Genomic DNA, 25670 nt, shown 5'->3' on the forward strand with positions numbered 1-25670 from the left:
CAGCGCGGCTTGGTTAGACGGTCGCGGCGGCGAGCGCAGCGGGCTTGAAATGAAGGGTCTGGTCTTCGACGAACGGAAGTGCCCGCCACGTTGTGGCATCGAGAAGCACACCCGTATCGGGAATGGTTTTGTAGAGCACCGAAGACAGAACCGGAACCTCGGCGGCAATCAGAGGCCAGAGCGTGCCGATCTGATCAGCAGGTGCAGCGGCTCCGGCGGCGGCGATCAGCTTGGCAAGCACAGATAGGTCGTTGTGCGCGCCAGCCAAAGGCGGAATCGCTTGAATGAACTTCTGAATACGGAACTGCTGATTCACGAACGAGCCGGCTTTTTCAAACACGGTGACGGTCGGAATCACCGTCTTGGCGGCGGCACTGGTCGCGTTGGCGTGCGTGCCGAGGTAAACGATGGAAACCTTGGCGAGTTGCGCGGCGGTGAGGCCGGCGGCGATCAGGTCTTCACCGATCGAAACCACGGTCTTCACCTTGCCCGAGTCGATGTCGGCGGCGAGCGAGGTGAGCTGGGCGGCCGGTAACGCGGTGATGAGCCCGGTCACGAGCGCGCCACGGACGTTCGGATTGCGGTCAGCTGAGATGAGCAACTTGTCGCCTTGGGCGGTGCGGCTGACGAGAGATACGGAAGCGTTGAGCGCGGCGGCGAGTTTCTTGGTGAGGAACTGCTCCTCGACCGAGCTACGACCCGAACCGACCACGGCGATTGCACCAGCGGACGCCTTAAAGCTAGCGGCGGCTTGGGCGATGAGGGCATCGAGCGCGGTCTCCGACGTGAGGCGATCCGTAGCCTGAACCTGCTTGTAGAGCACGCGGCCGGAATCGGCCATCCAAGTGTCGTTAACCTCGTCGTTACGGCGCGGGGTGATGCGGTAGAGCGTGCCTTCGCGGGACCAAGCGACCGAGTTCACGCCGACCGAGGACTCGGTGCAAATCGTGTTGGTCTGCTTGAGGAACCAGACGCGCATCTTGAAGCGGAAATCCGTCGAGGTGAGCGCGCCAACCGGGCAGATATCGACCGTGTTGAGCGAGTAATTGTGATCGAGCTTTTTGTCGGGGTGGCAGGTCAGCGTGGAGTAGCTGCCGCGATCAACAAAACCGAGGACATCGGCGCCGGCGACGTCGCGGGAGAAGCGGATGCAGCGTGAGCAGAGCACGCAGCGCTCGTCGTCGAGGGTGACACGCGGCCCGAGCTGGGTGCGCTTGGGTTTCACGTTCTTTTGCTCAATGAAGCGCGAGTAGCCACGGCCGTAACCGGTGGCCTGTTCTTGGAGTTTACACTCACCGGCTTGGTCGCAGATCGGGCAATCGAGCGGGTGGTTAATGAGAAGGAACTCCATCACGCCCTCACGAGCGTCCTTCACCATCGGCGAGGTGGTCTTGACGTGCAGGCCGGGGGAAACGGTGGTGCCGCAACCGATCTGGGGGCGCGGTATCCAATTGATCTTTTGTTTGCCGGTGGCCGGGTCCATGACCGCAGCCTTGGTGGCGGGATCGACGGCAGGCATGCCCATTTCGATCAGGCACATGCGGCAGTTGCCGACCACCGCGAGCTTCGGGTGGTAGCAGTAGTGAGGCACGTCAACGTTCACGAGGCGGGCAGCTTCGATGACGTTGGTGCCCTTGGGCACGGCGATCTCCTTGCCGTCGATGTTGACGGTGACGAGGTCGGGTTTGGCTGGCTGGATCATTGAGAAAAAGGAGAAGGATGTTTAGCCCACGAAACACACGAAAGACACGAAAGGATCTAACGGCGGATGGGCGGATGGGTTTCGTGTTAATTCGTGTGTTTCGTGGGCAACAAACGGTTCAAACGAGGACGTTGGCGGCGGCGGGTTTGGGCTGTTTTTTGGCCTCGTGGTAGTTGTTAAACTCGTCGGTGAACTTCGCGATGAAGCTCTGGGTCGGCCATGAGCACGCTTCGCCGAAGGCGCAGATCGTGCGGCCAGGAATCTGGTCGGCCACGCTCTTGAGCAGCGCGCCGTCTTGCGGGCGGGCATCGCCGTGGACCATGCGGCTGGAGATTTTCTTCATCCACAGGGAGCCTTCGCGGCACGGTGTGCACTGGCCGCAGGACTCGTGCGAGTAGAAGGCGTTAATGTTGGCGAGGGCTTCGACCATGTTGACGGTGTCGTCCATGACGATCACGCCACCGGAGCCGCCCATCGTGCCGATCATGCCGAGGGAGTCGAAGTCCATGGGAACATCCTCCACGCCCCAATCGTAATCGACCATCTCGGTGCCGACCTTGCGCTTCCCTTTGAAGCGCTCGCCGAAGCGCAGGATCTTGGCGGACGAACCGCCGGGGATCACGGCCTTGAAAGTGCGACCGGGTAGCGGGCCGCCGCAGACGTCGTTGAGCAGCTGGCCCATGGTGATGGTGCCGGCGGGGAACTCGTAGTAACCCGGGCGCTGCACGTGGCCGGAGACGCAGAAGATGCGAGTGCCGGTGTTGTTGGGCGTGCCGATCTTGGCGTAGGCCTCGCCGCCATGCTCGGCGATGTACTTAACGTGGCAGAGCGTCTCGACGTTGTTGACGATCGTCGGGCACTGGTAAAGCCCAAGCACGGCCGGGAAATACGGAGGCTTGATGCGCGGGTTGGCGCGCTTGCCTTCAAGCGACTCGATGAGACCGGTTTCCTCGCCGCAGATGTAGGCACCGGCACCGCGGTGGACGTAGATTTCGCAGGAGTAGCCGGTACCCAGAATGTTGGGACCAACGAAATTCTTGGCGCGGGCCTCAGCGATGGCTTTTTCCAAAATGCGGGCGCCCTCAGGCATCTCGCCGCGGATGTAGATGTAGGCCTGCTTCACGTTGTTGGCGAAACAGCTGATGATCGTGCCCTCGATCAGCTGGTGCGGATCCTGGTGCATGATGTAGCGGTCCTTGAAGGTGCCGGGCTCGGACTCGTCGGCGTTGACGATGAGGTAGATCGGCTTGCCGCTCTTGCGGTCAACCAGACCCCACTTCACGCCGCAGGGGAAACCCGCGCCGCCACGACCGCGCAGGCCGGACTTTTTGACCTCGTCAATGAGCTCCTCGGGTTTGCGACCGACGGCTTTTTTGAGGACCTCGTAACCGCCGTTGCGCAGGTAGCAGTCGATGTCGTTGGTATAACCGGGCTCGTCGATGTGCTGGAAAATGATGCGACGTTGTTCAGGAGCGGGCATGGCGATGAGCGTAAGGGTTACTTGCGGGCGGCGGCCTCGGCTTTGATCTGCGCGGAGAGCTGCTTGGCTTTGGTGACGTCCACTTTTTCGTGGAGGATTTCGTCGATCATGACGACGGGCGCGGTGCCACAGGAAGCGAGGCACTCGACGAACTCGACGGTGACTTCACCATCCGGTGAAATCTCACCGCGGTGGGTGCAGAATTCTTTTTCGAAGGTGTCGCAGGTTTTGTAGCCGCCACTCAGCGCGCAGGACAGCGTGCGGCAGACCTTGATGTGGCGGCGGCCAATGGGTGCGCGGCGGAACATCGGGTAAAAGGTGACGACTTCCAGCACGTTGATCGGCTGCAGCTCGAGTTTTTGGGCGATCCAGGTGATCGCCTCCTCGGAGATGTGGCCGACGTCCTCTTGGATGAGGTGCAGGAGCGGCAGCGTGGCGCTGCGCTTCACCGGGTAGTGCGTGATGACTTCGTCAATACGCTGGTAGGTTTCGGGCTTGAGATTCATTGCTGGCGAAAAAGGGAGGGAGGGTTGCCCACGAAACACACGAAATGACTCGAAAAGTCGGATCGGCGGATTGGGCGATTGGGTTTCGTGTAAGTTCGTGTGTTTCGTGGGCTAAAACTCGGGGAGCGTTTACCGGTCGCACTCGCCCATAACGAAGTCGAGGGACCCGAGGATGGAGACGGTGTCGGACACCAAGCTGCCGACGCAGACCTTGGGGAGGATGGAGAGATTGCAGAAGCTGGGGCTGCGGATCTTCATGCGGTAAGGCACGCCGCCGCCCTTGCTGACGATGAAGAAGCCGAGCGCGCCCTTGGGGTTTTCGGCCTCGAAATACACCTCGCCGGCCGGCATCTGCGGGCCCTCGGTGGTGATCATGAAGTTGTTAATCAACTCCTCCATGCTGGTGAGAACCTTGTCCTTGCGCGGGGCAAAGATCTTCTTGGCGTCCTCGTTGTAGTACGAGCCGGCGGGGAAGTTGGCGAGCACCTGACGGACGATGCGCACGGACTGGCGCATCTCTTCGCCACGGCAAAGGTAACGATCGTAGCAGTCGCCCGTGGTGCCGACCGGAACATCGAACTCGTACTTTTCGTAACCGGAATAGGGACGGTCTTTGCGCAGGTCAAACGCCACGCCGGAGCCGCGCAGGTTGGGGCCGGTTAGGCCGTAGCTGATGGCATCGGCCTTGGAAATGATGCCCACGCCCTGGGTGCGACCGGTAAAAATTTTATTGCGGGTGAGCAGGCTGAGAATCTCTTCGAGGATCGGCAAGAATTGGTCACAGAACTTGCCGACGCGCTCGTTCCAACCCTCGGGCACGTCGCGGGCGACGCCACCGATGCGGGTGTAACTGGTGGTGAAACGCGCGCCGGTGAGCTCTTCGAACAGCTTGTAGAGTTTTTCGCGCTCTTCGAAGGAGTAGAGGAACACCGACCATGCGCCGACATCGATGCCGTAGGCGCCTAGACCGAGCAAGTGAGCCGAGATACGGGCGAGCTCGCAGCAGATGACGCGAATCGCTTCGCAGCGGGCCGGCACCTGGAGATTGGCGAGCTTTTCAACGGCGATGGCGTAAGCGACGTTGTTGGCCAAGGGGGCGAGGTAGTCCAAGCGGTCCGTGTAGGGCACGAACTGGTTGTAGGTCATGTTCTCGGCGATCTTTTCGTCGCCACGGTGCAGGTATCCGAGAATCGGATCGCACTGGGTCACGACCTCGCCGTCGAGCTCGAGCTGGAGGCGGAGCACACCGTGGGTGGACGGGTGGGACGGCCCCATGGCGAGGGACATTTTTTCGGTCTGGAACTCCTGCGCGGCGGCATCGGCGTTCTTGGCGGCGCTATCGGGAAAGGCGTATTCGGTGGCCATCGGAAAGTGGTGCGGTTTGGGCTAGGTTCGGTGCGATGGTCGCAGATTAGGCAGTGGCGGGTTTTTCGCTGCGCTCGTTCCAGCTCTCGTCTTTGGCGCTGGGCTCGGCATCGGTCATATTCATCTCGCCCGAGGAGGCCACAAAGGGCCCACCCATCATTGGTGCCGGTTTAACTGAGGCACCGGTGAGTTCGCCGACCTCGATATCGGGCAACGGAGTCTGAATGCCGGCCAGAGGGAAATCCTTACGCAGCGGGTGGTAGGGATAACCGTCCCACATCAAAATGCGGCGCAGGTCGGGGTGGTTTTCAAACACGATGCCCATCAAGTCGAACGCCTCGCGCTCGTGCCAGTTGGCCGTAGCCCAGAGCGAAACCACGCTGGGTGCCACGGGCTTTTCGTCCTTCAAGCAATCGGCGGCCAAGCGCACATAGCCGTGCCCAGTGGTCGAATACACGTGCCAAACCGCGGTGAAGCGAGGGGAGGCATCGACGCCGTTGTCGATGGCGGTCACGTCCACCAGAAAGTCGTAGGCAAACTCGTCGCGCAGGTACTTGAGCGCAGCGAACACCTCGGCGATGGGCAAGTTGAGCGCCGGGTGATCACCACTGGGGCGCAGCGTGGCTAGCGGGAACTTGGACTGAAGGGCGGCGGTGACGTCGGCGGGCGCGGTCATGAGAAAAAGGGCGGTGAACGAGGCGGAGGCGCGTGTTTTTAAATTAAGCCGAGGTCAGCAGCTTGGTGGCGGAGGGCTCGGTTTTGATCTTGGCCTGGAGCTTGAGCAGAGCGTCGAGCAGGGCCTCAGGGCGGGGCGGGCAACCGCTGATATATACGTCCACCGGGATGATTTGATCGACGCCCTGGAGGGTGGCGTAGCTGCGATACATGCCGCCCGAGCTGGCGCAGGCGCCCATGGCGATGACCCACTTCGGCTCGGCCATCTGATCATAGATGCGGCGAACGTGCGGGGCCATTTTGTAGGTGACCGTGCCGGCGACGATCATGCAATCGGCCTGGCGCGGGGAGAAGCGGAACACCTCGGCGCCGAAGCGGGCGATGTCGAAGCGCGAGGCGGCGACGCCCATTAACTCGATGGCGCAGCAGGCCAAGCCCATGGGCATCGGCCACACCGAGGAGCTGCGCAGCCAGTTAATAACCGCGTCGGCACGCGTGACCACAATGTCGCCCTCGATCTTTGTGTTGTAAGCCAGTTCGTTGTTAGCGGAAACCATGGTCGTAGGTCGGTTGAAAAAGTCGTAAAAGGTCGGAACCCTAGCGGTCGAGTCCTGTCGCGCAAGACGCATTTCGGTAAAGGTTGCAGGGATAGAGCACGCGCCGCGCCGAGTTAGCGGAATATCCCAATTTTCGCCATTGACCCGCGCCAACGAACACCTCTTTCTCTGCCCCTTCGCTCATCGGTTGTGCTGACGCAAGGAAGCAACCGAGACACTCAGGAGGGGTGGCAGAGTGGTCGAATGCGCATGATTGGAAATCATGTGTTGGCGCAAGCCAACCGGGGGTTCGAATCCCCCCCCCTCCGCCAGTTAAGCCGCTACTAATTAGCGGTTTAATAAAACGAGCTGACTAGGTTGTCCAATTGACATGGCAACCTAAACATGTCCCCGTCCGCATTCACCGTTAGCCGCTTCATAAATCCCAACGGCATCACCTCTTGGCGAGTCGATGGCCGCATCAACGGTCTTCGCATTCGCAAGAACTTCAAAACCCGTGCCGAGGCCGGAGCCGAAAAGGCATCCCTCGAAGCCAAGGCCGCTCAAACCGAGGCAGGCGTTCGCACTGCTTTAACACGCCTGACCGACGAGCAGCTCCATGACGCCGAAACCGTCTTTCGCCGCCTTTCAGAGGCCCCTAAGTCTCTAGTGTTTTACGTCGATTTCGCCTTGGCCAACTACCGTGCGCCTGATCGCGAACAAACCCTAGCCGAAGCTGTAGCCGCCTACATCGCTTTTAAGACACGGGAGCATGACCAGAATCTGCTCTCGATCTCCCAACACCACCACATCCGCCGCCAACTGGAAGTTCTCATGAAAAGCTTTCCGGGCGTGCTTGTTTCCCAACTCACCACCCTGCAACTCACCGAGGTTTGTCAGCGTGGCAACGCCTGCCCCAAAACGATCAATAATCGCAGAGGTATCCTGCATACCTTTTTTAAGTTCGCCTTCCAGAAGGACTGGGTCGCCACCAATCCGGTCGAAAAGATGCCCCACCACCGCATCGCTCACCGGCGAGGTTCTGCCAAAACCCTTAGCGCCGAGCAAGCCGCCAAGCTCATGCACCACGTTGAGCAGATTGACGGCGGTGTCATGGTGCCGTTCTTCGCCTTGGCGCTGTTTGCCGGCATCCGCCCCTGCGTACGGAATGGCGAAATCATGAAGCTCCAAGCCGACCATGTCCGTCTCGATACCGGCGTCATCCTGATCGAGCCCGAAGTGTCCAAGGTGCGCATGAAGCGCAACGTAACCATCCAGCCCAACCTCGCGGCTTGGCTGACCGCCTACCCGCTCGATCGCTTCCCCATCATCCCGAAAAACCTTAAAAATAGCCGCGCCGTTGTGGCCAAATCCTTCGACCTGTCCCACGACATCATGCGGCACACGTTCATTTCCATGCACGTCGCCAAATACCGATCGATGGGCGAGGCAGCACTCCAGGCGGGCAACTCAGAGAGCATCATCCGCAAGCACTACCTCGACCTCAAAACCCCTGCCGAGGCCGAGCAGTTCTTCGGAATCCTGCCGACGCCGGTCCCCGCCACCGCCGCGATCCCCTTACCCATCGCCGCCTAGTCGGCACCCAACCCACTCCACCACCCCGTGCTAATCCGGGGTCAAATCAGTCAATGTTGACCTATTTGACCTCGCCCATCCCTGCCAGCCTTCAACCCCTCCCCAAAAACGACACAGATGTCGTTTTTGATCACCGCCCGCACCTTCACCCGTGCGGGCTTTTTTCCGCCGCCACGTTGACACCCCGCCTTGGACGCATGAACCCAACCACCGTTTCCGCTCCCTGTATTCAACCCTCGATCAACGCGCAACTCACCGACGTAGTAGGTCTTCGCGCCAGTGGCATTTTCCCCATCGGTCGTGAACCCTCCATCCGCACTCTGCGCGAATGGTCCAAACTCCGCCGCATTCCTCATCACCGCGTCGGCCACTTCGTTTATTATGATCCGGCAGAGGTTTCGCTCCATATCCGCACCAAACTAAAAATTCCCGCCCGCGCCTGATTCGCATCCCGTCGCATCGCGCCGATTTCCGGCGTCGCCCTTGCCGCGCCCCTGCCCGCCCTTATCGGCGGGCTTTTTTGGCAACCACAGTAACCCATTCACCGCGTCCGGTTCCCTCAAAAACCCAGTTAATCGAAAATTAACTGGGTAACTTAAGTGCCTATTATTTAAACTTTTAATAATTAGTAATCAATTGATCCAAGCCAAGAAAGGTCCACACCCCACAACCGCTAAGGTCTTGTCTGGGCTAACGACCAAGCGGGTTTGAGGGTTTTCCCTCCTTCACGCGAGGTGCGCGCCCGCACACCCCTGCACACCCCCTAATGTCGAACTACAATCCTCGCACGTTCACCTCCCTGGGCCTTCTGCGCTCCATTCCGGCCGCTCTGCTCCACCGGTTTTTCCTTCCGCATCAGGGATTTCTTCAATCCCTGCAGTTCGACTGGCCCGACAGCCCTGAAAATCTCGATTATCGTGCGCTTCACGCGACGTTGATGAAGCCGCTCGCCTCCATGCCGGACAAGCGTCTCGCCCAGGCCATGTTCGTGGTCGACGAAATGTCCGACGAGGCCGGCGTCGCCGCCTTGGTCGACGCGATCCGCGAGACCGAACCCACGTTCAGCCGTGACCGCCACATGGAAAACGTCGTCTTCGTCATGACCCGCTGGCTGATCGACCCCGAGCTCGTCGAGAACACCAATGCCCGCCGCTATGCCCGCGAAAACCGTACTTTCCGCTCCTACCGCACGTCGTTGAACCTGCCTGCCGGTCGGCTCAATGCAGTCGAGTTGGCTGCGTTTCAGGACCAAATCGCCACCTTGCTCGCCCCGTTTTACCCGCCGGAGAGCGTTAAAGTTTTCCAGTTCCCCGAAAACGACGGCAGCGAAACCCTCCGCTTCATCGTCCGTCACGGCGGCCCGTTGGTCCGTGAGGGCATCGTCAAAGCCGACGCCCCGGGCGAGTCCGACAGTTGCCTGTTCCGCCGCGAGGTCTTCGACGTGATCGTCTACGACCCGCAAAATAATGAGGTGCGTATCCACGCCAAAAAACGCGACTGCGACCTCTACACCCACGCCTGCGGTTTGCAGTTCCTCGACAAAGCCGACGCCTTTCCCGACACCGACAAATACACCCTCGAACCTCTCCGCACCGCCCGCGAACAGTCGCTGGTGTGCGCCGACATCCTCGGCCTCAAATCGATAACGTTGATCGAGCTCGATGTTCACATCGGTGGCGAGTTGGCCGAGTCGGTCCTCTACCGCGCCGATGATTTATTCGCCAGCAGAGCCATGAATGAGGCCAACGTCATCCACGGTCGCACCATTCAGGCGGCTTGTTTCGAGGTGACTTTCAGTCACTCGCGCCGCACTCGCTTTGTCACCGTGCAGACCCCGAACAAGGCCAGTTTTAAGCGCGATAACGAAGGCCAGTTGATCGAAAAATGGATGCGTAACTCGGGCATCATTCTCAGCGAAACGTCACCAACTCCCGACTACGCTGATGTCGAATTTGATTTTGCTGCGGTTGTTTGAGCGGTTGCCGTTGCTGGCGGGGGTTTGCGCGGTCCCGTCCGAGTGGCACCACCACCTCGGCGCAGATTGCTTTCGTTCGCTGCCGACCGGCTACCTCGTCAACACCCGCCGAACCGCGCGGTGGGTGCCCTGTCGACATGCCCAACGCTCCTGCCGTCGGCTGCACCGGATCGACGAAGATGCCGATGGCCGACTTATAGCCTACGCGCAGCCCGGCGAGGCTTGCCCACATTTTGAAATCACCGCCGCAGACCGGCTGGTTTGGCGCATCGACCTGCCTGCAATGTTGGCCGACATCGCCTCGACTCTAACCCTCGACGGCCCACCCGAGGCGGTGGCACCGACCTGCTGGCGGCTCGGTACCGCCACCAAACGCCGCATCCCGGTCTTCGTTTCCCTCGCCACCTCGGTGGTCGGCCACGCCCAAAACGTCGCCTTCGTCGCCGCCCAAAAGCACGAGCGGCCCGTCTTTTTCGTGCCAACCGCCAGTGCCGCGCTCCAACCCGTGGATACCGCCCTCGCCATGGCCAGCGGCCGCCTTGGGGTGCTGGCTGATTTTTTGGAGCTGGACCGCAAAAACCGGCTAGCAGCGACTCTCGAACTGGCCGAACGCTGGCGCGATCTCGACCGCGAGCCCGCCCGCGTTTTGGAAAAGCTCCCCCTGCCAGCCGGGGCCACCTGGGCGCATCTGGTGGTGACACTGCTGACCAACGGCAAAATCAACATCGCTCACAGGACGGGTTCGCCTGAACGCTCCTACTCCCGCGCCGAACTTGGCTTCGAAAACAAGGCCGGCGCTGAAACCGAAGCGTGGAGGGCGCTCGATTTCGCGGCACACCACGGTTGCATCCCGATTACCCTAACACCGGGCAAACGGGACGACTCCACCCGCAATCGCATGCGATCAATCGCCAGTGGGTTGCAACAGGTGGTGAATTTACCCACCGCTGGCTTCGAAAAAGCCACTTCGCCGTTTCACGAAACCCCCGGATGCGTGCCGGTGCTCGGTTACTGGCCGCTTTTCAAATTACGGCCCCAATCGGCTCGTTTTACCCCGCCGGTGGGTAATTACCCAGTCCCCGTCCTCGACCTCGCCGCCGATCCCGACGAACCGCCAGATTCAGATTAACCCTCTCTACAAAAGCCGCTTGCGAACCGCAGGCGGCTTTTTTGTGCCCCAGTCGCGGGGCCGTTTTTGGGTAATTTGGGTAATTACCCCCGTGGTTTCGTAACCCAAAATATCCGCAAAACCTCCGCCGCCAGCGGAGCCGGATGGGAGGCTCCGGGTTATGCCTCCCGTTCGGCGCTCTGGTGATTTGCAAACAAATGTCTGTTTCCGCCGTCAATAAACCAGCCGCCCCCGTGACCATAACGCGCGGCCTGATCCCGAGCGCCACCCGCCTCGCCCTTTACGGGCCGGAGGGCGTCGGCAAGACCTCCCTCACCGCCGGTTTCCCCGCACCGGTGTTCCTTGATACCGAGGGAGGCTCCGCCCACCTCGACGTCGCCCGTTTCCCCCGGCCCCGCGCCTGGGCCGAGCTGCTCGCCGCCACCAACCACCTGGTCGCCGCCGACCATGGGTTTCAAACCCTAGTGATCGACTCCATCGACTGGGCCGAAAAGCTCCTCATCGAGGAAGTCTGCCGCAAGGCCAACAAGGAGAGCCTGGAAGACTTCGGCTACGGCAAAGGTAACGTCTACCTTGCCGAGGAGTTCGCCCGCTTTTTGGCCCTGCTCGAAAAGCTCCGCGACCGCGGTATTCACGTGGTCCTCGTTGGACACTCGATGATCCGCAAGTTCGAGGCTCCCGACGCGGTCGGTGCCTACGACCGCTTTGAGCTGAAACTGAGCAAACAGGTCGCCGCCTTGGTGAAGGAGTGGGTCGATGCCCTGTTATTTGTGAACTTCGTCACCAAGGTCACAGAAAAGGACGGTAAACAGCGTGCCGTCGGTGGCCGTGAACGGGTCATCCACACCACTCACACAGCAGCCTGGGATGCTAAAAACCGTTACGGTCTCGAAGACAAAGTCCCCTGCGTCGTCGCGAGCCTCGCCCCGCTCTTCACCCGCGCAGCAACCCCCGCCACACCAGCACCGGCGTCGCCCAAGGTCCGTTCCTCATCGCCTGCTGCAACCACGCCAGCCTCACCGTTGCTCCTAATCACCCGCGAGCAGGCCGAAAAAATCGACCTCTACTGGGTCACCCTCAACAAAACGCACGAGGACCGCGCAAAGGCTTTCGCTTGGATCGGCTGCGATAGCATCGACCTGCACTGGAACGAACTCACCGCCGACCAAGCCGAACGGTTAATCGGCAAGCTACAGGACCAGATGAACAAGATTGCCGAGGCGTCGACCTCGACCGCAGCCAAAGCGGCCTCGCGCCAGAACGGAGGTGCCCGATGAGCACCTATATTTTCGACATCGAAACCGGCCCGCGTTCCCGCGCCGAACTCGCCGAGTGCGTGCCGCACTTTGAGGCCCCGGCCAACTGGAAGGACCCCGAAAAGATCCGCGCCTACGTCGCCGAAAAGGAGGCCGAGTGGTTCCAGTCCGGGGCCCTCTCCGCGCTCACCGGTCGGGTGCTCGCGATCGGCTACACCAACGAGGCGACCGGAGAAATCGGCTTCTTTGCCTCCAATAATGAGGCCGCTGATATCGGTGCCTTTTGGCAACTGATCGCCCCCACCGGTTACCTGCAGGCCGAGCTGATCGGGTTTAACAGCAACCGCTTCGACCTGCCGTTTTTGATCCGCCGCTCCTGGCATCTCCGCGTGCCGGTGCCGACCGAACTCGTTTCCGGCCGGTTTCTGCCCTCCCATTGCCGCGACCTGCTCGACTGCTGGCGATGCGGCAACCGCGAGGACTCCGTCTCGCTCGACCGCCTAGCTCAGTTCCTCGGCGTCGGCCGCAAGACAGGTCACGGCGCGGACTTCGCCGCCCAGTGGGCGACCGACCCCGCCGGTGCCCTCGACTACCTCGCCAACGACCTCCGCCTCACCCGCCGCTGCGCCGTCGCGCTCGGCCTCCTCGCTCAATCCTCCGCCTCCCAACCCTCCCTTTAATTACCATGAAATACACTGCTTCCGCCGACGCCCCCAAATCCTACCACGTACCCGCCGGTGACTATACGGTCGCCATCGTCGAGGCCACCGAAACCGTTTCGCGCGCCACCGGCGCGGATATGATCAAGCTCACACTCCTAGCTGAAACGCCCGACGGAGCCAGCGCGAAGGTTTTCGATTACCTGGTCGCATCCGCCTCCTCCGCCTGGAAAATCGACGCCTTCCGCCGGGCGCTAGGCCATGAAATTGATCCTGAAGAATTAGTTGAACTCACAGCCGAAGAGCTGATCGGCCTCACCCTGCGCGTCCGCCTCAAAGTCGAGAACTACAACGGCAAGGCTAACAATAAAGTGGAATTCTGGCTCGCCCCGCTTCTGCCCACCGTTCCGGCCGCCTCCGCCAACGCCGCCAAAAAGGAAGGAGCCGCCAATGAGCCGTTTTAACCTCCGCCCCTACCAAACGGCCTGCGTCGAGGCCGTACTCAGCAAGTTCCGCCAGCACGGTAAACTGCTGGCCGTCCTCCCCACCGCCGCCGGTAAAACCGTGATCTTTTCCCACACGGCAGAAAAGTTCGCGCCCGGCCGCACCCTGATCCTCGCCCACCGCGAGGAATTACTCAGCCAAGCGGCGGACAAGCTCACCCGCGCCACTGGCATCGTCGCCGAAACCGAATGCGGCACCCGCCAAGCCAGCCTCAACGCCCAGGTGGTGGTCGCCTCGGTGCAAACCCTGATGGGCGAAAAGCGTCTCAGCCGTTGGCCCCGCGACCATTTTAATTTGGTCGTGGTCGACGAGGCGCACCATGCCCTCGCCGAGAGTTACCAGCGGGTACTCCGGCACTTTGACGGTCACGCCAAAGTGCTGGGCGTGACCGCCACGCCCGACCGCGGTGACAAGAAAAACCTCGGCACCTACTTCGAGGACATCGCCTTCGAGGTCGGTCTGCACGAGCTGATAGAACAAGGATACCTCACGCGTATTTCGGTGCTCACGCTGCCGGTGGAGATCAACCTGACCGAAGTGCGCACCTTGGCCGGTGACTACAACGACGCCGACCTGGGTATCGCCATCGAGCCGCTATTACGCGGCATCGTCACCGCCCTGCGCGAGTCGATCGGCACCCGAAAAACCCTCGTCTTCCTGCCACTGATCCGCACTTCCCAGTTGTTCGTCGAACTTTGCCAAGAGGCCGGTTTCACCGCCGCCCACATCGACGGTCAAGGCGAGGATAGAGCCGAGCTGCTGGCCCGTTTTGCCGCCGGTGATTTCCAGATACTGAGCAATTCGATGCTACTCACCGAGGGTTTTGACGAGCCCTCAATCGAGTGTGTGATTTGCCTCCGCCCGACCAAGGTCCGCGCCCTCTACGCGCAGATCATTGGTCGCGGCACGCGGCTTCACCCAGGCAAGGAAAACCTGCTGGTGTTGGACTTCCTCTGGATGACCGGCCGCCACTCCATTGTGCGGCCTGCTCATCTGGTGGCATCCACGCCAGAGATCGCCGATGCCATGATTGCCCAGTCCGTCGAAGCGGCTGTCGGTAAGGAGCTCGACTTACTAAAGGCGGAAATCGACGCCAAGTCCCAGCGCGAAGCCTCGCTTGCCACCGAGCTGGCTGCCAACGCCAAGCGGGCGGCGCGCCAGATCGATCCGGTCGAATTCGCGCTCTCTCTGCACGAACTCGACTTGGCCGAGTACGCCCCGACCATGGCGTGGCACCACCAGCCGCCCTCGTTCAAGCAGCTCAGCCTACTCGAACGCAACGGCCTCGATCCGGCCGCCATCCGGGATAAAGGTCACGCGGCGGCGATTATCGACCGCATCCTCGCCCGGCGTAACCTTGGTTTGGCTACGCCCAAGCAAGTCGCCTGCCTGCGCCGCAACGGTCATCCCCGCCCTGATCTTGTCACGTTCGCCGACGCCGGTGTGTGGATGACGGATCGGTTCAAAAACCAGCCAACCCGGAGGGCTGCATAATGTCCCTGCGCTACACCTCGCCCTCCGCCAGCGCCGGGCCGCTCGACCTGATCGAGCGCGCCCGGCGTTATCTCGCCAAAATACCGCCCGCCGTTTCGGGCCAGCATGGCCACGACCAGACCTTCGCCGTTGCCTGCACATTGGTGCAGGGCTTCGGCCTGGCGGTGGCCGACGCCGCCCCGCTTTTTGCCGAGTACAACGCCCGTTGCTCGCCCCCGTGGTCCGAGCCTGACCTCACCCACAAACTGACCGACGCCGACCGCGCCGCATCACCCACCGAAGGCCGCGGCCACCTCGCCCGCTCCACCGGCCCCTCATCCCCCATGTCCCATCATTCTCCCAATCCTACCAATGGTCATTTGTCATTGGGCATTGGTCATTCCGAAGGCGAAGCCTTCGAGGTCTTCCTCCGCGCCTGTTTCGAGCCGGCCGATGTCTTGTCCATCGCCCCTGGCACGCTTCACCCCGAAGCCGAGCGCGCCATCCCTGAAAACGGTGGCGTCAACATCCTCACCCGTGACGCCTGGATCGAACGCGCCTCTTCACGCGGAGGCATCGCCCACGTGTTCAGTGGGCATCATGGTCTGTTCATCCGCATCAACCCGGTGCGCCACGGAGCCGAGGGCACCGACGAAGATGTAACCGCCCTGCGTCACGTGCTGGTTGAAAGCGACGTGATCTCCAAGCCCGAGCAGGAACGCCAGCTCCGCGCCTCCGGTCTGCCCATCGCTGCGCTGATCGACTCAGCCGGTAACTCGGTGCACGCGTGGGTGCGGATTGACGCGAAGAACCGCGAAGAATACCACGCCCGCCGCGAGAAAGTCTGGGCATCCTTGCCCGGCTTCCAGATCGACAAGGCCAATAAAAACCCGTCGCGCTTTTCCCGTTGCCCCGGCGGCCTGCGCAATGAGGGCGTGCAACGCCTCCTCGCCGTGAATCTCGGGGCCTCCTCGTTCTCTGCGTGGGAAGCCCAGCATGTAGACGCCCGCGACATTGTCACCGGTAACACGTTCTGCGCTGAGAACGAACCGGATCCACCCCAGCTCATCGAAGGCATCCTGTTTCAAGGCGCGAAGATGATCATCGCCGGACCGTCCAAGAGCCGGAAGACCTGGAATCTAACTGACCTCGCCATCTCGGTTTCTTTGGGGCGTCCATGGTGCGGCTTTCAAACCCGTGCCGCCTCCGTCCTCTACGTGAACCTGGAGATTGCCAAATTCAGCTACCGGAAGCGCATCCGCCTAGTCTGTGCCGGTCGCGAGTTCATGCCCGATGACCTGTCTCGCTTCCACATCTGGAATCGGCGCGGCAAGGACAACGAAATCACTGAACTTTCTACCCGACTTCGCCAGCAGGTCGCGCGAGTCGGAGCCGAACTCATCATCATCGACCCAATCTATAAGACCTACGGGGACCGTGAGGAGAATTCAAATACCGAGATGGCGCAGGTCTTGAACGAGCTCGAAAAGTTGGCCCACGACACCCATACAGCGGTTCTGATCGCGGCCCATTTCCCCAAGGGTAACCTCACCGGACGCGACGCCATCGACCGCGTTGCCGGTGCATCAGTCTTCGGCCGTGATCCAGACGCCTTACTGATCATGTCACCCCATGAACAGCCGGAGGCGTTCACCATCACACCGATCCTGCGCGACCTACCCCCGCAACCCGAGTTCGTGATCCAGTGGACCACCCATCACTTCGAGCGTATCGCCGCCGACCCGAAGGCGATTCAGGGGCGCGACAACAAACCTGCCTCCGCCCGTCGTGAGACTAGTTTCATACCCGGCAGCCACCGCGCCATGTTCTCCAGCATGCCACCGCTGGCCAACTCGGCAAACCCCGAGGAAAGCGCCGTGATCGCCTACATTTCCGCCAAGCTGACGGCAGCGGGGAAAGACCCCACCAAGGCGGTATCGGTCTTCCATACGATCCGCCACCCTGACAGGGGCATGCTCATCTTCGACCGTGCCTCCAAGACGTGGAAAGGAGTCAACTATGTCGCCGCAGAATAACCTCCATTGCTCGCCCCGCGCCACCTTGCGCGCCACGGTGACGCCGGTCAGCGCCACCCCCCTCCTTAGCGTCACTAGCTCACAGGTGGCGCTAAGCGTGACGCTAGCCCCTGCTGCTATTCTTCTAAAGAAGAAGAGAGCGAGCTACGCTAACGCTCGCCTCTCTTCTTTCGACGGGACGGACCAACCGCCCACGCCGCTCCGACTACTCGCTACCCGCTACTCACCACTCGCAACTTTCGCCGCTGGAGGTGCCCGATGAACTCACGCGAAAAAGGTAAACGCGGTGAGCGCCGTTGGCGTGACGTGCTGCGCGAAGCCGGCTTCCTCAAAGCCCATCGAGGCGTACAGTACGCGGGCGGCACCGACTCGCCCGACGTGGCTTGTCCGGAGCTGCCCGGCATCCACTTCGAGGTGAAGGCCGTCGAAGCGCTCAACATCTGGCGAGCGATGGACCAGGCAATCCGCGACGCCGGTGCGCGCAAGACGCCGATAGTGGCCCACACCCGCAACCGCTCCGGCTGGCTCGTGACGATGCGCGCCGACGACTGGCTCACCCTCATCCGGCAAAGCGACCACGTCGCAGCACTCGTTGCGTCCGACGTAGCGGAAGCGCGGAGCGATTTCGACTCAGCCCCCGCCACCGCCAAGCCACCTGACGCCGATTCCTTGCCCCTTGCAGCCACCCCACCCCCCAAGCCCTTGCCATGACCTGCGCCGACCGCCAAGCAGCCCGCGATGCCCAATACTCGGAGGCCTATCGCGCTTGGGTGGCCAGCCTCTCACCCGCCGAACGAGCTCAACTCGCGGCGGGGGGCTTGGCTCAACCCGACGCCACGCGTCACACCAACACGCCCCAGCACGACGACACCTTGCTCGAACGTCGCGCTGCTCCCGATCCTACGCCCGACTCCGTTGCCGAAGACGCCGATGATCCCAGCCCAACCGACGCCACTGCCGACCAAGTGGCAGCCTCAGCTTCGGCGATCCTCGCTTCGTTTTGCGCCCGCATCCGGTCGCACCCCAACCCCATGCTCGCCTTCGACGCCGCCTGTTTCGCGTCCGGCCTCATGGACATCGAAGGCCTGAGCGAAGCCGCGCTCGCCGAACGCCACGGGGTGACACGCGCGGGGTTTTCCAAACTCGTCGTGAAGTGGTCCGAAACGTTCGGCCTGCCACCGTCGCGGGGGATGCGCACCAAGCGAGCCCGCCGCATTTACCGCCTCGCCCAATTGACATCGCACACCTCAAAACATGACCGCGCCCAAAACTAAACCTGTCTCACTCGAAATCCTTCCCGCCGTAGCTACCGACGGGGGGATTGTTCTCTCCATCGACCTCGCGCTGGCGATCAATGCCGCCTTCACCAAGGCCCAAACCCTTGCTGGTTCGGCCCGAGAAAAGGCCCAGCACGCCATCGTTGCGGCCATCGACTGCGGGCGGTTACTCGAACGACAAAAGAGCAGTTTGCCCCATGGGGCTTGGACGGATTGGCTTGCCGTGAATTGTCCCGAAATCTCGGGACGAACGGCCCAACGCTACATTCGATTATCAAAAACGACACATGTGTCGTTTTTCAATGATGCCCACTCGTTGCGTCAGGCTTACCTCGCAACGGGGGTATTACCCGAACCGGCTCCACGCGAAGCCGTCCAGCCCGATGCGAATACACCGGTCATCCAATTCACGAAAGGGCTGGATCAGTTCCGGCGCTGGTACCACCGCCGCACCGACGACACCCCGCTGGCCAAGTGGACCCCCGAAGCACGCCGCCTGCTCCGGCAAGAACTCACCTGGTTCAAGAACCTCTACGACGACCTTGCGGCCTAAAATGCCGAGGGGGACGCAGCTCGGCGCTTCATTGTGCGCGATGCTTGCCAACCGTCATGCCGCAATGCAGCATTACGGCATGACGCTTACACTTCCCATTAGCAAACGCGGTGGCCTCACCCTTCCTCCCGCTCTCCGCCGTAAGCTGGGGCTTGATGGTCTCGACAGCCCCCTGGTGATCGTCGAGGAACGGGACGGGGGGCTTTTTCTGCAAGCCGCCGCCGCCGTCCCGGTGCGTGACATACCCCGTGAAAAACTAGCCCGCTGGATCTCACGTGATGAAGCCGAAATGGCCACCTTCACTCGCGCAGGGAAAGCCAAGTCAAAGAAGTGAAACTTTTCATTGATACCAGCGTCCTGCTGGCGGCCGCAGGTTCGGCCAAGGGGGCCTCGCGTTACCTGTTTACCCACGCCGAAACCAATGGGTGGGAGTTGCTCTCATCGCTTTATTGCGTCGAGGAGACGGACCGCAACGCCCGCAAGCTCGGCCCCAAAGCCTTGCCGTATTGGCGTTCATCGCTCCTCCCTCGGCTCACCCTTGTCCCCATCGAGCTCGCCTACGACAAGGTACTGGTTTTCCCCAAATCCAAAGATCGCCCCGTCCTGCTTTCCGCCTTGGGTGCCGAGGCTGACGCTTTACTCACGCTCGACGAAGCCGATTTCCAGAAGGTAATCGGGTCGCAGGTTTACAGTCTCCAAGTTCGCAGTCCTGGCCAATTCCTGATCGACCAGCGCGAAGCAGGCCTCCTCTGACCACCTCCGATGTGCGCTCGCTTGCAGGCGAGAAGAGCGGGGCAGTGGGGCCTCAACGGTTTTCGTCCGCCCCCGTGATGCGTGTGCCTCAACGCCTGCGCTCGCTCCGCTCCCTTGGCGAACCCGCTCACGCGCTCCGGCGTAAGCCGCACGATAATCCGCCCGCAGACGCAGGCGCTCTGTCGCCCTACATTCCGCTACGTGCGTGCGTTCCGTCTGCGGGTCCCAGGGTCCGCCCAGCCGGGGGGCCGCAACGTCCTTCGCCCCTCACGCCACGGATCCTGCCGAGCCAGGAACCGCAGCGTCAAAACGGGGCTACGGCCGAGACGGCCGCAAACCCCCGGCCCGGCGGCCCCTGTGCCCCTCCGTCTCCACTCCCACACTCCGCTCCATTCCGGACGCCCGACCGCCAGCGCCTGCTCGCCTGTCCGGCTGCTAACATCCTCAACGAACCAATTTCAGCGGGGCGAGACAGCGACCCTCGATTCCGCGCCTGCCGAGCCAGGTGCTCACCGAGTGCCGCCGACTCGCCCGGCCTCAATAATTTGGGCCCACCGCTCGCCGACTCGCTACAGCCCACCTCATACGCCGGAAGGCTTTGATGCGCGGGGCGACAACGCCCCACGGCTAACCAAGGTCAGCGGCTTGTTCGCAAGCTCACTCACGGCCCACAATGGAACGCGCGCGAAAAACGCGGGCTGCACCTCCGTGAGCCCCGGCACCCGCAGTGCCAGGCCCGGCGAGGGCGACGGCGGCAGGCACGCGACGGCGTTCCCCGAGTCACGTCCGACGTCGTGTCCAGCCGTCCACGTCCCACGTCCGGGCTGATCTGGCACAGCGGCTGCGCGGGTTCCGCGTGTAACAGGACATTATGTCCAATGGCCGCTAATCCGCCCCTCAGTCCAAGCATTCCCTCGGGGCGGCGGCCACTGGTCATAATGTCGTATTACACGCTCCACCCTCGGGGCTCACTACGGTGCGTTGTCAGTATGCGCGCGCACCCAGAAATATCACTCGGCTTCGCCGGTAGAACGTCTTTTAGCGGCGCTACCGCGCGAATAGATACCCCCCGCCCCCGCCCGGGCCGTCCGTTTTCTAAGGCGTCCCGTCGCTGGGCGAGTTGAGCACAAAGCCATCGCTGGTCCGGCCGGCCGCCAGGCGCCCCCCCAAGTTCACTCGCAAGCTCGTTCACGGGGGGAGCTTCCCCCCGCCGCCCAGCCGGCGCGGTGGCCCCGCGCGTCCGCGCCGCATCGCTCCGCTGGCGTCTTGGCGCGCCTTGCGTGCCCCTGGCACGCGGCTCCGTCGTGCCGTGCTCGCCCAGCCTCGCCGCGGCCCGACTCCGCGCCCGAGGGCCGGGCTACGCCCGCCCCGAACCCCGAGCCAAAAAACCCGAACCGCCCGAGCCCCCAACCCCCCAGCGCGTTTTCGAACCACCGCCAAATCCGCCTGCGCGCGCCTATTCCGCCCCTCGTCATCGACCGTCCACCGGCCTCCGCCAACCGTGCTCCGACTTCCGCCGCGCCCGTTGACACGGGCTCCTCCTCAATGCCCATCGCCGTCCCTAAAGCCGCCAAGCTCGGTCGCTCGCCCAAGTTCAGCCAAGCGCTCTTTGACCGCATCGTGCAGGACATCCGCGACGGTTCGCCGTCACTCAACGCCATCGAAAAAGAAGGCATCGACCAGTCCACGTTTTACCGCCACTTGCAGCGCAAACCGGACCTCGTGCCGGTGCTCCAATCGGCCCAGCTGGAGCGTGACCGCGTGCGTAATTCTTCGCGCATCGAAGAGGCCGAACTCGAACTGAAACGCCGTGGCATCGACGGCTGGAGTGAGCCGGTGTTCGACGCCAAGGGACAGCAGTGCGGTGAGCGCCGCCGCTACTCCGACGCGTGCTTAATCTTCTTTTTGAAGGCCCACAAACCCGACACCTACCGCGACCAGCCCACGACCGTGGTGGCCACGCAGGTTAACATCACGCCCGACCGCGAGAAGGACATCATGCGCGAATGGCGTTCCCGCCTCGGTGCCAGCGAAGCGCCGACCCTGCCCGCTGTGACGACGCCCACGCCATGAGCCGAGCCGCCCCTAAAAAACCCTACAAGCCCGACCGCCGCCTCGCGGTCACGCCATTGGATTTGTTGCTGCCCTACCAACGCGCCTGGGTGCAGGACAAAGCACGCTTCAAAATCTGGCTCAAATCGCGGCAGATTGGCGGCTCGCTGGCCGCGTCCTTCGAGGTGGTAGCCGACGCCATTGAGACGGGAGGCGACTGGGTCATCCTGAGCGCCGGTGAACGGCAGGCATTGGAGTTCATGGACAAGGTGAACCGCGCTGCTGGGATTTTCTGCGACGCGGTCAGCTACTCGACCGGCCAAGAATACCGGCCCGAAATCCAGAAATCGCAGCTCCGGTTTCCCAACGGGGCGCGGGTGCTCGCGCTCCCTGCCAATCCGTCCACCGCGCGTGGTTACTCCGCCAACCTCGTGCTGGACGAGTTCGCGTTTCACGAAAACCCCGAGGAAATCTGGCGTGCGGTTTACCCGATCATCTCCAACCCGCTGCGTGGTGCGCTCAAGCTGCGGGTGATCTCCACGCCTGCTGGGCGTAACAACAAGTATTTTGACCTGTGGGAGCACGCACCTGCGTTCTCTCGCCACAAGACCAGTGTGTACGATGCGGTGGCGCAGGGCCTAGCCCTCAACGTTGACGAACTTAGGGCGAACCTCGCCGATCCCGAAGGCTGGGCGCAGGAGTTCGAGTGTCAGTTCATGGAGCACTCGTCCCAGGTGTTCCCGGCCGAACTCGTCAGAGGCTGTGAATGTGAGGAAGCAACACTCGATCCGCTTACGGGCCTTTTTTCTCTAGTTTCAAGACCACGACCTGCACTTTTTATCGGCATCGACGTCGGTCGAAAACGGGACCTAACCGTAGCTTGGACCCTCGAACGCCTCCACGGCGGCCAACTGATCACCCGCGAAGTCCTCGTCTTGGACCGCGTGCCTTTCCCGCAGCAGGAAGAAATCCTCCTCCCCCGGGTCATGGCGGCGGCGTTCACCGCCATCGACGCGACCGGCATCGGCGGCCCGGTGAGCGAACACCTCGCCGCAGCATTGGACGAAACCCGCTTCGAAGGCGTGACCTTCACTGCCGATCGCAAACGAGAACTGTTCGAGCGCCTCAAGAAAGTCCTCCAAGCCCGCACCGTTGGAATACCGGCGGCCGCCGTGATCCGCGACGACCTCGGCAGCATGCAACGCATCGTCAGCCCCGGCGGCACGATCCGCTACGCCGCCGCCCGCACCGCTGACGGCCACGCTGACCGCTCCACCGCGCTGGCCCTCGCGATCCACGCCGCCCAACGCAATCCGTCCGCTGGCACCGGTGCCTTCGCCGCTGAGCGCGTCCCCACGGGCCTCAACGCTCGCCATCGCCCCGCACTCACCCGCTACCGCTGCGCCTGGACGCGCTGATCCCTAAAAACGCCTTAATCCGTGCCCTCATCCGATCTCCCGCTCGTCTCTGTGTAACACTCCTAAACTCCCATGTCCCCATCTCCCATCATCCGCCCCTCCGCCCGCGACTTTGAGCCGCAACTCTTCGGCCGCAGCCTCTCTCCCGACGCCATTGGCGAACTCCTCGACGCAGGCGCCCGTGGCGACCTCGCCGCCCAAAGCGATTTGTTTAACCTGATGGAAGACACCTGGCCACGCCTGCGCGCCAACCTGCAAAAACTCAAAAACGCCATCCGCAAGCTGCCCCTCAACGTCCAGCCCTACACTCCAAAGAACGGCAAACCGTCCGCCACAGCGCAGGAAAAAGCCGCCTTCGTCGAGTCGGCGTTACACCTGCAACGCGGTTATGTGGACACCACGCGCGCCCCTCTCGGTTCGGCTGTTTACGAACTGATGGACGCCGTTGCCCGCGGCCTCTCCGTCGTCGAAATCGACTGGGCCAACGACACCACCGGTTACGTGGTGCCGGTCGGCTTCCGCCGCGTGCCAACCCGTTACCTCGGCATCGACAATGACGGCACCCTCGCACTCCGCCTCAACGGGAACAACGTCGCCAATTCAGATCGGAAGCTCACCCCCTTCGCCAAACACCCCGGCAAATTCCTCACCGGAATTTTTCAGTCCAAATCCGGCGCCCTAGGTGAAGCCGCCCAACTCCGCGCTCTCGCTCCGCTCTGGCTCGGTCATATGCTCGGTTGGGAATGGCTCGTCCAAAAGGCCGAACTCTTCGGCACGCCGCTACGCTGGGCCAACTACCCAACGACCGCCACCCAGCTTGAAATCGACGCCATCACCTCGGCGCTCCGTAACATGGGCACCGCTTCATGGGGTGCGTTCCCGCAGGGCACCAACCTGCAAATCATGCAGGGCACCACGCCGGGCGTGTCCGGTCCCAACGACCCGAGCGAACGCTTGATGGGCATCGCTGACCGCGCCTGCGACATCATGCTTTTAGGCCAAAACCTATCCGTTGAACACAACGGCGAAGGCAGTCGCGCCGCAACCGAGGTGCACCGCGAAGTGGAGTTGGATCTCTTCGAGACCTACGCCGAATACATCGTCTCGATTCTCAATGACCAACTCATCCCCCAACTGATCGCCCAAAACTGGGGCACCGCCGACGAAGTCCCTTTCGTCGAAGTCGAAATCACCCGCCCCGAGCGTGAGCAGGAAATGGCCACCCGCGACAAAACCCTGTTTGTGGACATGGGCCTGCCCGTCTCCCTGCAATACCTCTACGAACGCCACAAAGTCCCGTCGCCCGCCCCGAGCGAGGCCCTGTTTCAACCGGCCAAACCCACCGCCCCATCAGTGCCAGCGGCCTCCGCGCCCAACACCACCAAGGCCTGCGGTTGCGGGTGTGGTGCGCCCATCGATGCCACCAGCGAATCAGCAGCATCCCTCGCCGGTCGCCAAGCCGCCGCTGTGGCAGCCTTCCCCCAAGAACTAGCCCAAGCCGAAGCCGCCGGTGATTATCTGGTTTGGGATGCCATCCTCGACGGCCGCACCACCGAAGTGTGTCTCGGTCGACACGGCCACCGCTGGGGCGACGGCTGGTTTTCGCCACCGCCCGCCCACTACAACTGCCGCAGCTCGCTGATTCGGGTCTCCAAGGCCGACTACCAGCCGCCCAAGTGAGCGCCCTCCGTTGACACCGTGGCGATGGCATGGACCTCGCCACCAACAACAAAAACGCACCGCTACACGCTGCCTTCGCCAACGCCCTGAACGAAGGCGCCGCACTCCCCACCGACATCCAATACATGCCGCCCGGCCGCCACCGCATCCGGGCATCACAGGGCGGCAAACCCGTTTCCGTCGAAGTGGCAGTGAACGCCGCCACCGCTGCCGTGCTGCAAACCTTCCTCGCCGGTAAACTCACCGCCGCTGCCGAGGGCCGCGAGGACCGGCCCTTTTTCGATTTCAACCACGAGGACCGCGAAGCCTCCGCCTGGCCGACCGAATTTTACTGGGCCGGTGACGAACCGCAGACCGGCGGTGTCCGCGCCCGCCTCGACTGGTCCGACGCAGGAAAAAAGTCCGTCGAAGGCCGCACCTTTCGACGGTTTTCACCGACCTTCCACCTCGACGCCTCGGGCCAAGTGACCGGCTCTGAAATCAACATGGGCGGCCTGGTCAATCGCGCCGCGTTTAAGCGCATCGCGCCCCTGTTCGCCGCCGCGCCGGTTGACACCACGCCCGAAGCGATGCCCATGCAAAACCTCATCGCCACCCTCCGCTCGCTCTCCCTCGTCGACGCCGCTGCCACCGACGAAGCCGACCTCGTTGCCCAGCTTACCCGCCACGCCACCGCGATCAAAAGCGAACTCGCCGGTCTCCAATTACTCATGGCGACGCAGGCCCGCCACCGCGCCGAGGCCCACGTTGACGCCGCTGTTCGCGCCGGTCGTCTCCCCGCCAAGGACACCGACACTCGCGGCTTCTGGGTCGATGCGCTCCTACGCGACGAAACCAAAGCGGTGAAAGCCCTCGAATCCCTCACGATCAACCCGGTGCTCGCACGCCTCACCACCGGCACCGACGACACCACCACGCCCGCCAGCCTGATCACCCGACAGGAGCAAAAATTAGCCACCATTCGCGCCGCTCACCCCAGCGCCGATTTTCAATCCATCTACGCCAAGGCCAAAGCCGAAAGCCCCGACCTCTTCCGCTAACCCAA

At 62.4% G+C, this 25670-nt stretch carries 24 protein-coding genes and 1 tRNA gene; 19 read left to right on the forward strand and 6 right to left on the reverse strand.

The window, feature by feature from the left end; translation table 11 throughout:
* Positions 1-13 precede the first annotated feature (13 nt).
* The 6 genes from H2170_06500 to nuoB all read right to left on the reverse strand — a co-directional run bounded on the left by H2170_06500 (position 14) and on the right by nuoB (position 6285).
* Positions 14-1702 (reverse strand): (2Fe-2S)-binding protein, encoded by a 1689-nt coding sequence (locus H2170_06500; GenBank protein MCS6299737.1) that lies wholly within the window; start codon positions 1700-1702, stop codon positions 14-16.
* Positions 1703-1820: 118 nt separating this feature from the next.
* Positions 1821-3182: an NADH-quinone oxidoreductase subunit NuoF gene (nuoF, locus tag H2170_06505; GenBank protein MCS6299738.1), complete on the reverse strand. Its 1362-nt coding sequence runs from the start codon at positions 3180-3182 to the stop codon at positions 1821-1823.
* 17 nt (positions 3183-3199) lie between these two features.
* Positions 3200-3688 carry an NAD(P)H-dependent oxidoreductase subunit E gene (locus tag H2170_06510; protein ID MCS6299739.1) on the reverse strand — a complete coding sequence of 163 codons (489 nt, stop codon included), beginning with the start codon at positions 3686-3688 and terminating at the stop codon, positions 3200-3202.
* A gap of 129 nt (positions 3689-3817) precedes the next feature.
* Complete coding sequence (nuoD, locus tag H2170_06515; GenBank protein ID MCS6299740.1) at positions 3818-5053, reverse strand: NADH dehydrogenase (quinone) subunit D; 1236 nt, start codon at positions 5051-5053, stop codon at positions 3818-3820.
* Positions 5054-5099: 46 nt separating this feature from the next.
* Entirely contained in the window at positions 5100-5729 is a 630-nt protein-coding gene (locus tag H2170_06520) for an NADH-quinone oxidoreductase subunit C (GenBank protein ID MCS6299741.1), read from the reverse strand.
* Positions 5730-5772: 43 nt separating this feature from the next.
* Positions 5773-6285: an NADH-quinone oxidoreductase subunit NuoB gene (gene nuoB / locus H2170_06525; GenBank protein MCS6299742.1), complete on the reverse strand. Its 513-nt coding sequence runs from the start codon at positions 6283-6285 to the stop codon at positions 5773-5775.
* Between the two features lie 221 nt (positions 6286-6506).
* On the opposite strand from nuoB, the gene H2170_06530 reads away from it, so the two are divergent.
* The 19 genes from H2170_06530 to H2170_06620 all read left to right on the forward strand — a co-directional run bounded on the left by H2170_06530 (position 6507) and on the right by H2170_06620 (position 25665).
* Positions 6507-6596 (forward strand) — tRNA-Ser (locus tag H2170_06530).
* 73 nt (positions 6597-6669) lie between these two features.
* A complete protein-coding gene (locus H2170_06535; protein ID MCS6299743.1) occupies positions 6670-7860 on the forward strand; it encodes a site-specific integrase in 1191 nt (396 codons plus the stop codon).
* Between the two features lie 197 nt (positions 7861-8057).
* Complete coding sequence (locus tag H2170_06540) at positions 8058-8303, forward strand: hypothetical protein (GenBank protein ID MCS6299744.1); 246 nt, start codon at positions 8058-8060, stop codon at positions 8301-8303.
* 323 nt (positions 8304-8626) lie between these two features.
* Entirely contained in the window at positions 8627-9835 is a 1209-nt protein-coding gene (locus H2170_06545) for a hypothetical protein (protein MCS6299745.1), read from the forward strand.
* Positions 9804-10964, forward strand: a complete 1161-nt coding sequence (locus H2170_06550) for a hypothetical protein (GenBank protein ID MCS6299746.1) — start codon at positions 9804-9806, stop codon at positions 10962-10964. Before H2170_06545 ends, H2170_06550 begins: the two co-directional genes overlap by 32 nt.
* 197 nt (positions 10965-11161) lie before the next feature.
* Positions 11162-12241 (forward strand): ATP-binding protein, encoded by a 1080-nt coding sequence (locus H2170_06555; protein MCS6299747.1) that lies wholly within the window; start codon positions 11162-11164, stop codon positions 12239-12241.
* Positions 12238-12900: a ribonuclease H-like domain-containing protein gene (locus tag H2170_06560; GenBank protein MCS6299748.1), complete on the forward strand. Its 663-nt coding sequence runs from the start codon at positions 12238-12240 to the stop codon at positions 12898-12900. The genes H2170_06555 and H2170_06560 overlap by 4 nt, the downstream gene beginning before the upstream one ends.
* A gap of 5 nt (positions 12901-12905) precedes the next feature.
* Positions 12906-13343, forward strand: a complete 438-nt coding sequence (locus H2170_06565; protein MCS6299749.1) for a DUF669 domain-containing protein — start codon at positions 12906-12908, stop codon at positions 13341-13343.
* Positions 13330-14877, forward strand: a complete 1548-nt coding sequence (locus H2170_06570; GenBank protein MCS6299750.1) for a DEAD/DEAH box helicase — start codon at positions 13330-13332, stop codon at positions 14875-14877. Before H2170_06565 ends, H2170_06570 begins: the two co-directional genes overlap by 14 nt.
* A complete protein-coding gene (locus H2170_06575) occupies positions 14877-16892 on the forward strand; it encodes an AAA family ATPase (protein MCS6299751.1) in 2016 nt (671 codons plus the stop codon). The genes H2170_06570 and H2170_06575 overlap by 1 nt, the downstream gene beginning before the upstream one ends.
* A 258-nt stretch (positions 16893-17150) precedes the next feature.
* Positions 17151-17603 carry a hypothetical protein gene (locus tag H2170_06580; protein MCS6299752.1) on the forward strand — a complete coding sequence of 151 codons (453 nt, stop codon included), beginning with the start codon at positions 17151-17153 and terminating at the stop codon, positions 17601-17603.
* Positions 17600-18166 (forward strand): hypothetical protein, encoded by a 567-nt coding sequence (locus tag H2170_06585; protein ID MCS6299753.1) that lies wholly within the window; start codon positions 17600-17602, stop codon positions 18164-18166. Before H2170_06580 ends, H2170_06585 begins: the two co-directional genes overlap by 4 nt.
* Positions 18147-18722, forward strand: a complete 576-nt coding sequence (locus tag H2170_06590; GenBank protein ID MCS6299754.1) for a DUF3102 domain-containing protein — start codon at positions 18147-18149, stop codon at positions 18720-18722. Before H2170_06585 ends, H2170_06590 begins: the two co-directional genes overlap by 20 nt.
* A gap of 79 nt (positions 18723-18801) precedes the next feature.
* Positions 18802-19056 carry an AbrB/MazE/SpoVT family DNA-binding domain-containing protein gene (locus H2170_06595; protein MCS6299755.1) on the forward strand — a complete coding sequence of 85 codons (255 nt, stop codon included), beginning with the start codon at positions 18802-18804 and terminating at the stop codon, positions 19054-19056.
* On the forward strand, positions 19053-19475 hold the full coding sequence (locus H2170_06600) for a PIN domain-containing protein (GenBank protein ID MCS6299756.1): 423 nt from the start codon (positions 19053-19055) through the stop codon (positions 19473-19475). Before H2170_06595 ends, H2170_06600 begins: the two co-directional genes overlap by 4 nt.
* 1545 nt (positions 19476-21020) lie before the next feature.
* The gene (locus H2170_06605; protein MCS6299757.1) at positions 21021-21548 is read left to right on the forward strand and encodes a hypothetical protein; all 528 of its coding nucleotides are present in this window, start codon (positions 21021-21023) and stop codon (positions 21546-21548) included.
* Entirely contained in the window at positions 21545-22945 is a 1401-nt protein-coding gene (locus H2170_06610) for a hypothetical protein (GenBank protein MCS6299758.1), read from the forward strand. The genes H2170_06605 and H2170_06610 overlap by 4 nt, the downstream gene beginning before the upstream one ends.
* 72 nt (positions 22946-23017) lie before the next feature.
* Complete coding sequence (locus tag H2170_06615; protein MCS6299759.1) at positions 23018-24625, forward strand: DUF935 family protein; 1608 nt, start codon at positions 23018-23020, stop codon at positions 24623-24625.
* Between the two features lie 29 nt (positions 24626-24654).
* Positions 24655-25665 carry a hypothetical protein gene (locus H2170_06620; protein ID MCS6299760.1) on the forward strand — a complete coding sequence of 337 codons (1011 nt, stop codon included), beginning with the start codon at positions 24655-24657 and terminating at the stop codon, positions 25663-25665.
* Positions 25666-25670: the final 5 nt, after the last annotated feature.

It is taken from the genome of Opitutus sp. (genome assembly GCA_024998815.1).
Classification (GTDB): Bacteria; Verrucomicrobiota; Verrucomicrobiia; order Opitutales; family Opitutaceae; genus Rariglobus.

Bases quoted from the DNA above. Each gene is read 5' to 3' on its own strand.
- H2170_06565 (MCS6299749.1), top strand. From the start codon at position 12,906: ATGAAATACACTGCTTCCGCCGACGCCCCCAAATCCTACCACGTACCC.
- H2170_06585 (MCS6299753.1), top strand. From the start codon at position 17,600: ATGACCTGCGCCGACCGCCAAGCAGCCCGCGATGCCCAATACTCGGAG.
- nuoD (MCS6299740.1), bottom strand. From the start codon at position 5,053: ATGGCCACCGAATACGCCTTTCCCGATAGCGCCGCCAAGAACGCCGAT.
- H2170_06620 (MCS6299760.1), top strand. From the start codon at position 24,655: ATGGACCTCGCCACCAACAACAAAAACGCACCGCTACACGCTGCCTTC.
- nuoB (MCS6299742.1), bottom strand. From the start codon at position 6,285: ATGGTTTCCGCTAACAACGAACTGGCTTACAACACAAAGATCGAGGGC.
- nuoF (MCS6299738.1), bottom strand. From the start codon at position 3,182: ATGCCCGCTCCTGAACAACGTCGCATCATTTTCCAGCACATCGACGAG.
- H2170_06595 (MCS6299755.1), top strand. From the start codon at position 18,802: ATGACGCTTACACTTCCCATTAGCAAACGCGGTGGCCTCACCCTTCCT.
- H2170_06510 (MCS6299739.1), bottom strand. From the start codon at position 3,688: ATGAATCTCAAGCCCGAAACCTACCAGCGTATTGACGAAGTCATCACG.
- H2170_06560 (MCS6299748.1), top strand. From the start codon at position 12,238: ATGAGCACCTATATTTTCGACATCGAAACCGGCCCGCGTTCCCGCGCC.
- H2170_06540 (MCS6299744.1), top strand. From the start codon at position 8,058: ATGAACCCAACCACCGTTTCCGCTCCCTGTATTCAACCCTCGATCAAC.
- H2170_06615 (MCS6299759.1), top strand. From the start codon at position 23,018: ATGTCCCCATCTCCCATCATCCGCCCCTCCGCCCGCGACTTTGAGCCG.
- H2170_06550 (MCS6299746.1), top strand. From the start codon at position 9,804: ATGTCGAATTTGATTTTGCTGCGGTTGTTTGAGCGGTTGCCGTTGCTG.
- H2170_06590 (MCS6299754.1), top strand. From the start codon at position 18,147: ATGACCGCGCCCAAAACTAAACCTGTCTCACTCGAAATCCTTCCCGCC.
- H2170_06535 (MCS6299743.1), top strand. From the start codon at position 6,670: ATGTCCCCGTCCGCATTCACCGTTAGCCGCTTCATAAATCCCAACGGC.
- H2170_06605 (MCS6299757.1), top strand. From the start codon at position 21,021: ATGCCCATCGCCGTCCCTAAAGCCGCCAAGCTCGGTCGCTCGCCCAAG.
- H2170_06555 (MCS6299747.1), top strand. From the start codon at position 11,162: ATGTCTGTTTCCGCCGTCAATAAACCAGCCGCCCCCGTGACCATAACG.
- H2170_06570 (MCS6299750.1), top strand. From the start codon at position 13,330: ATGAGCCGTTTTAACCTCCGCCCCTACCAAACGGCCTGCGTCGAGGCC.
- H2170_06580 (MCS6299752.1), top strand. From the start codon at position 17,151: ATGAACTCACGCGAAAAAGGTAAACGCGGTGAGCGCCGTTGGCGTGAC.
- H2170_06520 (MCS6299741.1), bottom strand. From the start codon at position 5,729: ATGACCGCGCCCGCCGACGTCACCGCCGCCCTTCAGTCCAAGTTCCCG.
- H2170_06545 (MCS6299745.1), top strand. From the start codon at position 8,627: ATGTCGAACTACAATCCTCGCACGTTCACCTCCCTGGGCCTTCTGCGC.
- H2170_06500 (MCS6299737.1), bottom strand. From the start codon at position 1,702: ATGATCCAGCCAGCCAAACCCGACCTCGTCACCGTCAACATCGACGGC.
- H2170_06575 (MCS6299751.1), top strand. From the start codon at position 14,877: ATGTCCCTGCGCTACACCTCGCCCTCCGCCAGCGCCGGGCCGCTCGAC.
- H2170_06610 (MCS6299758.1), top strand. From the start codon at position 21,545: ATGAGCCGAGCCGCCCCTAAAAAACCCTACAAGCCCGACCGCCGCCTC.